General features: G+C 72.7%; 9 protein-coding genes. 5 read left to right on the top strand and 4 right to left on the bottom strand.

The genetic code is table 11. The annotated features are described in order from the left end of the window. Nucleotides 1-116: 116 nt before the first annotated feature. The 3 genes from ORI94_RS06905 to ORI94_RS06895 form a co-directional block, all read right to left on the bottom strand. Nucleotides 117-1,466, bottom strand: a complete 1,350-nt coding sequence (locus ORI94_RS06905; protein ID WP_266073475.1) for a serine hydrolase domain-containing protein — start codon at nucleotides 1,464-1,466, stop codon at nucleotides 117-119. A 91-nt stretch (nucleotides 1,467-1,557) separates the two neighbouring features. Then, nucleotides 1,558-1,755 carry a hypothetical protein gene (locus ORI94_RS06900; protein WP_266073474.1) on the bottom strand — a complete coding sequence of 66 codons (198 nt, stop codon included), beginning with the start codon at nucleotides 1,753-1,755 and terminating at the stop codon, nucleotides 1,558-1,560. Between the two features lie 824 nt (nucleotides 1,756-2,579). Next, the gene (locus tag ORI94_RS06895; RefSeq protein ID WP_266073473.1) at nucleotides 2,580-3,332 is read right to left on the bottom strand and encodes a thioesterase II family protein; all 753 of its coding nucleotides are present in this window, start codon (nucleotides 3,330-3,332) and stop codon (nucleotides 2,580-2,582) included. A 315-nt stretch (nucleotides 3,333-3,647) separates the two neighbouring features. Between ORI94_RS06895 and ORI94_RS06890 the strand changes: the two genes are divergently transcribed. Next, nucleotides 3,648-3,875, top strand: coding sequence for a Scr1 family TA system antitoxin-like transcriptional regulator (locus tag ORI94_RS06890; protein ID WP_266073472.1), 228 nt, complete (start codon nucleotides 3,648-3,650; stop codon nucleotides 3,873-3,875). Further along, nucleotides 3,872-4,072 carry a DUF397 domain-containing protein gene (locus ORI94_RS06885; RefSeq protein ID WP_266073471.1) on the top strand — a complete coding sequence of 67 codons (201 nt, stop codon included), beginning with the start codon at nucleotides 3,872-3,874 and terminating at the stop codon, nucleotides 4,070-4,072. Before ORI94_RS06890 ends, ORI94_RS06885 begins: the two co-directional genes overlap by 4 nt. 226 nt (nucleotides 4,073-4,298) lie before the next feature. Here the strand turns inward: ORI94_RS06885 and ORI94_RS06880 are convergent, their stop codons facing one another. Further along, complete coding sequence (locus tag ORI94_RS06880) at nucleotides 4,299-7,397, bottom strand: glycosyl hydrolase (protein ID WP_266073470.1); 3,099 nt, start codon at nucleotides 7,395-7,397, stop codon at nucleotides 4,299-4,301. 725 nt (nucleotides 7,398-8,122) lie between these two features. Between ORI94_RS06880 and rpmF the strand changes: the two genes are divergently transcribed. From rpmF to ORI94_RS06865, 3 genes are all read left to right on the top strand, one after another. Further along, nucleotides 8,123-8,293 (top strand): 50S ribosomal protein L32, encoded by a 171-nt coding sequence (rpmF, locus tag ORI94_RS06875; RefSeq protein ID WP_217131325.1) that lies wholly within the window; start codon nucleotides 8,123-8,125, stop codon nucleotides 8,291-8,293. Nucleotides 8,294-8,298: 5 nt separating this feature from the next. Then, a complete protein-coding gene (locus tag ORI94_RS06870; protein ID WP_266073469.1) occupies nucleotides 8,299-9,468 on the top strand; it encodes a GTP-binding protein in 1,170 nt (389 codons plus the stop codon). A gap of 79 nt (nucleotides 9,469-9,547) precedes the next feature. Then, nucleotides 9,548-10,000 carry a Fur family transcriptional regulator gene (locus ORI94_RS06865; RefSeq protein ID WP_266073468.1) on the top strand — a complete coding sequence of 151 codons (453 nt, stop codon included), beginning with the start codon at nucleotides 9,548-9,550 and terminating at the stop codon, nucleotides 9,998-10,000. Nucleotides 10,001-10,040 lie beyond the last annotated feature (40 nt).

Raw genomic sequence — 10,040 nt, 5'->3', positions numbered from 1 at the left:
TCCTTCGGGCGCGGGGCGGCGCGCGGACCCGGCGTGCCGGTCTCGGGCAGCCTGCGGGCACACCTGAGCGGTGCGGGGGTCCATGCGTACGGGGCGGGTGCGTGACGCGGGCGCGGTCAGACGGTGCCGGTGCGGCGCGCGGTGCGTCCGGATATCTGCAGGCGGTCGATGACCCCGGTGTCGGGGTCGCGGTGGAAGCGTCCGCCGGGCTCGTGCCGGCCGGTGGCCGGATCGACCAGATCGCAGGCCAGGTCCGGGTAGCACACCAGCGGGATGGGGTAGTCGCCGTCGACGGACAGGGTCGGCGTGCCGTCCCCGTCGAGCTTGACGGCGTACTCGGTGCCGCCGTTGCGGTAGGTTCCGGCGCATTCCGGCAGCGGTACGGCAGGGCCGCGGCGGGCGGCGGCCGGGGCGGCCGGCACGCGTATGCCGGTGATCCGGTCGAGGTCGGCGGCGAGGTCCCGCCACAGGGCGGTGGCACCGCCGGCGTTTCCGGTGAAGGCGACGACGACGCCGCTGTCCGGCTCGGCCCTCAGATGGCAGGAGGTGCCCTGGGCGTTCCCGTCGTGGCCGCACCACACGCGACCGTCCTGCCGGAAGAGGGCGAGGCCCAGGCCCCAGGAGTCCGCCAGGGCACCGGGGTCGGCGGCCGGTTCGGGACGGCGCATCCGGGCGGCGACGGACGCGGGCAAGGCGGTGGACCGGCCGGTGACGGCTCTCCCCAGGGCCACCAAATCCTCGGCGCTCGCCAGCAGGGCTCCGGCCGGAGCCTCCACCGGGGCGAGGTTCTGGTGGGCCGGGCGCACCAGACCCGTGGCCGTGTTGAGGGCGTGGCCGGTGGCGACCGGCCGCTCGGGGGTGGCGTCGCCGAGGAAGGCGGGGACGATGCCCAGGGGTTCGAGGAGGAGCGCTCGCAGCGCTTCCTGCCAGGTCATGCCCGTCACTTCGGACACGAGCCGGCCGGCGGCGACGTAGCCGGCGTTGGAATAGGAGAAACCGGTTCCCGGCGGGAACAGGGCGTTCTGCGCGGTGCAGACCGCCGAGAGGTAGCGCGTGGCGGTGGTGCCGGCGGCGCTGTCGGAGTCGGGCCCGGTGGGCAGGCCGGCGGTGTGACTGAGCAGGTGACGCACGGTCACCTGTGGCCATAACCTCAGTTCGGGCAGCAGCCGGGCGGCGGGCTCGTCGAGGTCGAGGTCCCCGTCGTCGGCGAGGAGCAGCACGGCGGCGGCCGTGCCGAGCTTGGTGACGGAGCCCAGGGGGACGGCCGTGTCCGCGGTGCACGGGGCCCCCGTCAGGGCGTCGGCCGTTCCGGTGTGCACGCTGAGGGTGTACGCGCCGGTGTGGACGGCCAGTTGGGCGCCGGGCACGCGGTGGGCGCGCGCGAGGGAGTCGAGGCGGCTCTGCACCTCCTGGCGCAGCGGGGACGACGGCCGGTCGGCGGCCGGAGCGGCGGTGGGGTGCGGCATGAGAAGGTGACTCCTGGTGAGAGCGGGTGCGGGGAGAGAACGCGGCCGGCCCGCGGGTGAGCGGTGCGGGAACCGCGCGCGTCGACGCGCGTCACACTCCGGTGACGGCGATCGGCGGGTGGTGTACGCCGGCGATGACGGCCGGGTTCTGGTACGCGACGTCGTCACGGGTGGGGACCGCGAGGACGGAGAAACGTTCCATCGGCATATGTGGTGCGGCCTGCGCTGTCAGCCGGGCCGGTGGCGCGCCGAAGGCGCTTTCGGCCCCGGACAGTTGTGCGCTGGTCACCGTTCCTCCTTGGGTGAGGACGCGCCGGTCCGGCGGTGGGTCGCCGACGGCGCTGTGGGTTCTCCGGGCGGGCGGCCGTGGCCCGTCGGCCGTGGCCGCCACGAGCGTGCTCAAGGGGCGGGGCACCGTGCGGCAGCCCCTTCTCACGGAATACGCGTGGCCGCCGGGGCGTCAGCAGACGCGGGGACGGGTTCCGTACGCCGGAGCGGAGGTTCCGAGCGGTGCGGACGCCCGCCGTGCGGCCGGCGGGCCCACGCGCCGGCGGCCGGCTGGCACACGCCTCGGACACAAAGCAGACATCACTACATCCCCCAGTGATTTTCCCGCGCAGCGGCTCCGCGCAGAGCTCTCCTGTCCCATGATTTAGCGCTTTGCACGCCCAAAAGGCGCTTCGGAACGATCCGTCCGGGACGAACGCGCTCACAGTTTTCACGTCGTGTCACCGGATGGCAACCCCCAGAAACCGAAGGGGAGATGGCCGGTCAGTAACCCACCGTCAAGGGCGGGTGTCCCCTTGTCGCTCGCTCAAACTCCTTGTGTGAAAGGAGAATTGGCTTTCCTCTCGGCACTCGGGCCACGACCGCGGCCACCTGCACCGTCCGCCCCGGACACGTGGGCGCCCGCCCGTGGGTTTCGGCCAGATCCGGTGACGGCGCGTCCGAACGACGGTTCGGATCCGTCCCCTTGGCCGGCGCACGGCACGGGGAGCGAGCCGGCGCGCGGGGGGAGCCACCGGCACTGACGGTCACCATGTGTGCGCGGGCGTACACCCACGAGGTCGCAGCAGTACCGCGAGCCCCCACACCCCGCGAACGAGCGGCCCGTCACGGCCCGTCGGCGCCGGCGCACCGGGTGACGTGCCGCACGACGGTGTCCGGATGGTCCGTCAGGAAGAAGTGTTCCCCGGGGAGGATTTCCAGCCGGAAACCGGCCGTGGTGTGACTTTTCCAGGCCGCGGCCTGCTCCGGCGCGACCTGCGGGTCCCGGTCCCCGGTCAGGCAGAGGACGGGCGTGTCCACCACGGCGTCGGGAACCGGCCGGTACCGGGTGACCGCCCGGTAGTCATTGCGCAGGACGGGCAGGAGGAGGTCCATGAGGTCAGGGCTGCGGACGATCTCCGGGTCGGTGCCGCCGAGGCCGGCGAGGTGGTCGAGGATCTCCTGGTCGGAGTCGGGAGCGGGGGTCTCGCGCGGCGCCGACGGGGCGGCCCGGCCGGAAACGACGAGACGACAGTGCGCCGTCAACCGGTCGCGCCCGAGCCGGAGCACCGACTCGAAGGCGACGGACGCCCCCATGCTGTGGCCGACGAGCACGAGCGGCACGGGCTCCGCCGCCCATCGCCGCAGGGAGGGCATCAGCCGGTCGGCGAGTCCTTCCACGGTCGTCACGAACGGCTCGCCGAAGCGTTCCTGCCGCCCGGGGTACTGAACGGCCGCGACGTCGTGCCCCGCGGGGAACCGCTGCGCGAACGGCGCGTAGAACGAGGCGGCACCACCGGCGTGCGGAAAGAAGAGCACGCGCGCGCGTGGTGACACGGCACCGCGCAGTGGCCTGATCCAGGGGTCCTTGTCCTCCATCGGCGTTTCCCGCCCTCCTTTCCTGTGGCCGGGGTCGGGCGCCCGGCCGGCCCGGTGTGGCCACCGCCGACCGTACGGCGCCCGGGCACCGGCCGTCGACCGCATCTCACGGGACGCGACCGCCGGGCGCCCTGCGGTGGTGCCGTCGGGCAGGAAGGACTCGCCCGCCTTGCGCGGTGCGGGGTGCGGCCCCGTTCCCCCCCTTCCTCGTGCGGAAGAACTGCGCCAGCCGTTCGGCGGGCCGACCGTGCAACGCGGCCAGCCGGAACAGCTTGTCCGGATTGGCCGGTTGCGCCGTGTTGAGATCCACAGGTCATGCCGACCGCGAGCGAGGAGCGTGCAGGCATGGGCGGCCCGTTCACGCTGCTCACCCCCAAGGGCAAGCCGCAGGCCGCCTGTCCGGAGGTCCAGCACTTCAGCCGTCTCGTCACTGACGCGGAAGAGGTACGTGTCCTGGCCGCGAAACATGGCAGCATCCGAGGGCAGGCACTCGCCCCACGCGAGTCCTTGCGCCTGCTCGAGCAGGTGCTGGGAGACCTGTGAACACCGAACAGTCCGCACGGCTCGACCGGTTCAGGAGCAACTGCAGCGGTGACGAAGGCGGCGAGTGCCTCGAAGTCGCCGCCGGCGCGACCTCCCTGTACGTACGGGACTCCAAGGAGCGCGGCGGCCCTCGGCTCGTGTCCGCACGGAGCGCGTGGTCCGGGTTCGTCGCGGACCCGGGGCGGGACCGGATCTGACCTGCCACGCCCGAGGCCGTGACGCTCGGGCCTCCCGGCCTCCGGTGGCCTCACGGTTTCGGTCCGTACCGGCGGGGCGCGTTCCGGCCGGGTGTACGGCAAGCCCTGCGTCACCCCGGGGACGGGCCTGCGGGAGCAGAGCACGGCGCGGGGCCGGGTGCCGGTTGTTCGGTGCCCGGCTCCGCTCCGGTGGGGAGGTCCCACCGGAGCGGAGCCGGGCTCCTGATCAGGTGAACGGGATGGTGAGGACGGAGTCCGTGCCCACCCGGAGGGTGGACGGGCCGTTGCCCAGCGCGTTCCAGACCTCCACGCGGACGGTGCCGCCGTTCAGGTCGCCCGGGGTGCCCGAGGCGGAGTGCGGCCCCTGCCGGGCCGAGGAGTACTCCTCCCAGCCGGGGACCGGATCGGTGGCGAAGTAGCGGAACGTTTCGACGCGGTCGAACGTGCCGTCACCGGTCAGGTCGTACGACACCCGGGCCTGCTGGGCGTGCCCGACAAAGGTGCCGGCGTCCGTCTTGAGGGTGAAGGCCGTGCCGGAGCCCGGCTTCAGGGTGCCCTTGACGTTCTTCACCTCGTAGACGAGCGGGTTCTTCGGTGTTCCGTCGTTGTTCGTGCCGCCGGCGGACGGGACGGTGTCGAAGGAGCCCGTCGCGGCCGCCCGGGTGGCGAGCCCGCCGCCCGACCGCAGGTAGAAGGTGTCGCCCGTGACATGCGGAGGAGGAGCATCACCTGTGGTGGTGACGGTCACGGTGCCGCTCGCCGGACCGACCTGGCCAGCGGTGTCGCGGGCCTTGACGCTGTAGGTGTGCTCGGTGCCGGGGGCCAGCCCGGTGTCGGTGTGGGTGGTCCCGGTGACCGTGGCGATCTTCGTGCCGTCGCGGAGGACGTCGTAGTCCTTGACGCCCTTGTCGTCGGTCGCCGCGTCCCAGGTCAGCTCGACGGAGGTGTCGGTGACGTCGCTCGCGACCGGGGTGCCGGGCGCGGTGGGCCTGTCGTCGGCCGGGGGCGGCTCCTGCCCGCCGCCGTCCGCGGCGCCGCAGAGCGTCCCGAGCCGGGTGTCGTCGCCCGCTCCGGACGCGGTCGACTTCGCCGGGACGTTCAGCACGCCGCCGTCGGAGAACAGCACCGAGCACCGCTCGGCTCCGTAGTTGTGCGCGGCGTACGTCGTGGTGCCGTTCTTGTCGAAGGCGACGGCCGTGGGCGTGTTGGCCGTGACGGTCATGTCCGGCGCACCGATGGAGTTCATCGTGGAGACCCAGTGGTAGGTGTGGGCCTTCGTCTCGCCCTCCTCGGGGACGTAGCCGCCGTTCTCCCGGTCCCAGGCCGCCATGGCCCCGGCCGGGTCGTACAGCGCCTGGACCTGCCAGAAGATGTCGCGCCACTCGACGGCCGGGCCGCCGTTCTCCCTCTGCATCTCGGCCACGCTGCGGCGGAGCATGTCCTTCTCCCTCGCCAGGTTCAGCGAACCACCGGTCACGGGCAGGAAGTTGATGCCGTGGATCTCCTCGGGGTTGGCGGTCCACCAGGTGGAGTAGGCGCCGCCGCTGCCCCAGACCATGCCGACGACGTCGTGGGTGAAGTCCTCCGGGTAGACCTGCTGGTCGGCGTCGAACCAGTACTGCGCGATCGACTCCGACTCGGTCATCATCATGTAGACGCCCTGGTCGCGCAGCGCCTCGTCCCCCATGGCCGAGCCCCACATGATCAGGCCGGCGCTCAGGTTGATCGACTCCGAGGACGACTCCTGGTTGTTGCCGGCGGCGAAGGCCTCGTGGCCGGCGGCCCAGCTGTGGCCGGCGTAGACGTCGAAGCCGCGCAGGAACGGGTACTCGGTGTCGTCCCTGGCCGGGTTGGCGGCGTCCTTGATGAGTTCCCCGACCATGCCGCCCCACTCGGAGTCGGCGGCCCACTGCGGGTCGTACTGCGCCACGGTCGCCGCCGCCATCACGTAGTACGAGTAGTGGAAGTGGTGGTCGTTCAGCTCCTGGTCGCTGCCGTAGGAGGCCGGGTAGCCGATGAGGGTGCGCCAGTCCTTGTCGTAGGAGAACTCGGACGGGCCGCCGGCGGTGAACCACTCCTCCATGCGGGCCTTGATGAGCCGGAGGAGCTTGTCGCGGTTCGCCGTCTCACCGATCTGCTCGGCGATCGGCACGAGCTGGGCGAGCTTGCCCAGCGCCTTGCCGGTCCAGTAGGTGTCGGTGGCGCCGCTGAACGGATCGTCCTGCGCCAGTACGGCGTCGATGTAGGTCCTGAGCTTCGCCTCGTCGACGCCCGGGGCGCTCGGCAGCCCCGGCAGGACCCCGTTCACCTTCTGCGTGGTGGTGAACGACGTGCCCTCGCGGACCTTCATCTCGCCGCGCGACGAGACGTACCTGTGGTCGGTCAGCGGGTCGGAGGTGTGCAGCCACTGGTGGCGGTAGAGCGCCTGGAGGGTGCCGGTCTGCCCGCCCTGCTTCGCCTCGGTGGTCAGCGTGTAGGTCGCCTCGACCTCGCCCTCGCCCTCCCGGTAGTCCCAGTCCACCTCGGAGCCGGTCACGAAGCTGAAGGCGTACTTCTCGTAGTCGGCGAGCGCCTCCCGGTCGGGGAGGACCGCCAGGGAGAAGTAGTCCTCGGTCCCGAGGTCGGCACGGATCTCGTTGCCGGAGACGGTCCAGTCGCTGCCGCTCGGGGCGAACAGCGCGTAGTGGTGGCCCGAGATGGTGACGCCGAGGACGTCGCCCCGGTCGGCGAAGACGGTCGGCGGGGCCGCGGCACTGATCTGTGCCGCGCCGCCGGTGCCCTCCGCGTACACGTACGGCAGGCCGTGGCCGATGGTCGCCCGCAGGGTGCGCGCACCGTCGTTCCAGTACGGGGTGACGGTCCAGTCGCTCCACCCGTCCGCCTTGGCGTCCGGGGAGTCGAGGCCCGCCAGGCCGAGGGTCAGGTCGGCCTTGTGCGGCAGCTCGTACTGGCGGCCGTCGCCCACGATCCGGTGGGTGGTCGGGTAGCCGACCTCCAGACCGCCGGACACCGCCTTGTAGGTGAGGGGGTGTCCGTACATGTTCTCCGACCAGGGGTTGCCGGAGAACCGCTGGAAGACCAGCGAGGACCACCAGTCGTTGGTCGGTACCGGCTTGTCCGCCATGGCGGGCGTGACCTTGGGCTCGACGGGCCGGCCGTCGCTGTTGGTCGGACCCTTGCTCCCGGCCGGACGCTCGTCGCTGTAACTCCCCTTGCCCACCTCGATGGTGGCGGCGGAGGCGACACCGCCGCCGACGGTGGCCGCCAGACCCGTGGCGGCCAGGGCGGCCGCCGACAGTAGCGCCAGACGTCTACGGAATCTCATGGGCGACCTTTCTGAGAGCGCTCTCAGGACGCGGTCAACGTAGGCTCGCGGCAACGGACGGTCAATACTTCAAGCAAGGATCCGTTCGGTCGGGCGGGCGGGAGCAGGTGGCGCCCGACGGCCGGCCCGGTGACCGCTTGCGCGTTCACCCCACGGTCCTGGCCCGGAGAGCCCCGGCCTGAGGGCGGGCCCCGGCGGGCCCTGACGAACGCGCTGCCACGTCCGCGTCCGACCTGGAGCCTGCGGTCCGGTCGCGCACCGGTTCCGCACCGGCACCGGACCCGCGGGCAGCTCGTTGCGGGTCCGTGGGCCGCGGAGGGCCCCGCCCTCGACCGCGACAGTCGTGCCCGGACGGGCCGGGAGGCAGCCGGTACCCGCCGTCACGACCGGCGGGACCCCCCACCGGCGGGGCCGCACGCCTCGGGGGAGCACGCGTTTTTGAGCGGGGGTCCACCTCCCGCCGGCCCACCGGGCAGCCGCCGGTGGGCGACCGGCTCCCCGCCTCCTGCCGCACCGGGGGCGGGACGGGGCGCCTCGACGCGAGTGAATCGCACGGCCCTCCGGACACGGACGACTATCGCACATGAAAACCGTTGTCGTATGCTGTCGGTGCCTCCCCGGTGCGGTGTCGTGGCCGACGACCTCCGACCCGGTCGAGCCACTCCCCCTGCCCGTCGGCGGCGCGCAGCGCGCCGTACGACCGTCCCGACCGAGAGGAACCGCTCGTGGCCGTGCCCAAGCGCAAGATGTCCCGCAGCAACACCCGTCACCGCCGCGCCCAGTGGAAGGCGAGCACCCCGAATCTGGTGCCGGTCACGGTGGACGGTGTGACCTACCGGGTACCCCAGCACCTCGTGCCCGCCTACCGGCGCGGCCTGCTGCGTCCGGAGGACTGACACCGATGCCCACGCGGCACCTGCCCGTCACCGTGCTGTCGGGCTTCCTCGGCGCCGGCAAGACGACGCTCCTCAACCACGTCCTCACCAACCGCGAGGGCCTGCGCGTGGCGGTGATCGTCAACGACATGAGCGAGGTCAACATCGACGCCGCCCTCGTGCGCGGGGGCGAGGCGGCGCTCTCCCGCACCGAGGAACGCCTGGTGGAGATGACCAACGGCTGCATCTGCTGCACGCTGCGGGACGACCTGCTGGAGGAGGTCGACCGGCTCGCCCGGGAGGGCCGCTTCGACTACCTGCTCATCGAATCGAGCGGCATCTCCGAGCCGATGCCCGTGGCGGCCACCTTCGCCTTCGCCCGCGACGACGGAGCCACCCTGGACGATGTGGCCCGGCTGGACACCATGGTCACCGTCGTGGACGCCGCCAACTTCCTCGCCGAACTGGGGACCGGGGACGACCTCGCCGAACGGGGGCTGGCCCCCTACGAGGGCGACGAGCGCACCGTGAGCGACCTGCTGATCGACCAGGTCGAGTTCGCCGACGTACTCGTGCTCAACAAGCTGGACCTGGTCGGCGAAGCCGACGCCGACCGGGTGCGCGGGGTGCTGGCGCGGCTGAACCCGACGGCCCGTCTGGTTCCCGCGGTGCACGGCCGGGTCGGTGTCCGCGACGTGCTGGCGACCGGACGGTTCGACCTGGAGCGCGCGCAGCAGGCCCCGGGCTGGGTCCGGGAGCTCAACGGCGACCACGTTCCGGAGACCGAGGAGTACGGCATCTCCTCCCTGGTCTTCCGGTCCCCCGCCCCGTTCCATCCCGGACGCCTGTGGGCCTTCGTCACCGAGGACCTGGACAGCGGAGCGTACGGTCGGGTGCTGCGTTCCAAGGGCTTCTTCACGCTCGCCGGCCGCGAGGGCGTGACCGGCCTGTGGTCGCAGGCCGGGGCCGTGGCCCGCTTCGAGCCGTCCGGGGTCAGGGACGCGGACGCGCCCCACGCCCAGGAGCTGGTGTTCATCGGGGTCGGCCTGCGGGAGCCGGGCCTGCGCGCCGCCCTCGCCGCATGCCTGGCGGCCGACGGCGAACGGGTACCCGCCGACGACCCCTTTCCCGCATGGGACACCGGAGAGGTCTGCGGACCCGAGCACGACCACCGGAGTCCGGCAGCGGCCGTTTAGGAACCGCCGGGCGTCCGGGCCCGCCCGGGCCTGCCGAGCGGGCCCGGGCGGCCTTTCCTGCACGACGGGAGGCACACTCATGCACACAACCGCCCCCGGTGAGTGGCGCACCACCCCGCAACGGACCGCGGTCCTCGGGGCCCTGCGCGCCTGTGACGGTTTCGTCTCGGCGCAGACCCTGCACGCCGCCCTGGTCACGGACGGCGCGGCGGTGGGGCTGAGCACCGTCTACCGCACGCTCCGGTTACTGGAGGCGGCCGGACACGTCGACGTGGTACGTGACAGTGACGGTGAACGCCTCTACCGGCCCAGGCCGGACGACGGCCACCGCCACTATCTCGTCTGCCGGGAGTGCGGGCTCAGCCTGGCGGTCGACTCCGAGGAGGTCGAACAGTGGGTGGCGAGGGTCGCCCGTGACATCGGGTTCCACGCGGTGGACCACACGGTCGAACTCACGGGGGTGTGCGACGGCTGCCGCCCCGGGCCGGCGAGCGCCGGACCGGCTCCCGACCGGCCGGTGGTGCCCGGGTGATCTGCGAGACCGCCCGCCCCGGGGGGGGGCCCCCCCCGGG

The organism is Streptomyces sp. NEAU-W12, assembly GCF_026242095.1.
In the GTDB taxonomy this organism is placed as follows: domain Bacteria; phylum Actinomycetota; class Actinomycetes; order Streptomycetales; family Streptomycetaceae; genus Streptomyces.
Note: the sequence above shows the minus strand (reverse complement) of the source record. Positions and strands in the feature narration are given on the sequence as shown.

What these genes read in the sequence shown, in the direction of transcription:
- ORI94_RS06905 (WP_266073475.1), bottom strand. Translation starts at nt 1,466, where the DNA reads ATGCCGCACCCCACCGCCGCTCCGGCCGCCGACCGGCCGTCGTCCCCG.
- ORI94_RS06895 (WP_266073473.1), bottom strand. Translation starts at nt 3,332, where the DNA reads ATGGAGGACAAGGACCCCTGGATCAGGCCACTGCGCGGTGCCGTGTCA.
- ORI94_RS06890 (WP_266073472.1), top strand. Translation starts at nt 3,648, where the DNA reads ATGCCGACCGCGAGCGAGGAGCGTGCAGGCATGGGCGGCCCGTTCACG.
- ORI94_RS06880 (WP_266073470.1), bottom strand. Translation starts at nt 7,397, where the DNA reads ATGAGATTCCGTAGACGTCTGGCGCTACTGTCGGCGGCCGCCCTGGCC.
- ORI94_RS06870 (WP_266073469.1), top strand. Translation starts at nt 8,299, where the DNA reads ATGCCCACGCGGCACCTGCCCGTCACCGTGCTGTCGGGCTTCCTCGGC.
- ORI94_RS06865 (WP_266073468.1), top strand. Translation starts at nt 9,548, where the DNA reads ATGCACACAACCGCCCCCGGTGAGTGGCGCACCACCCCGCAACGGACC.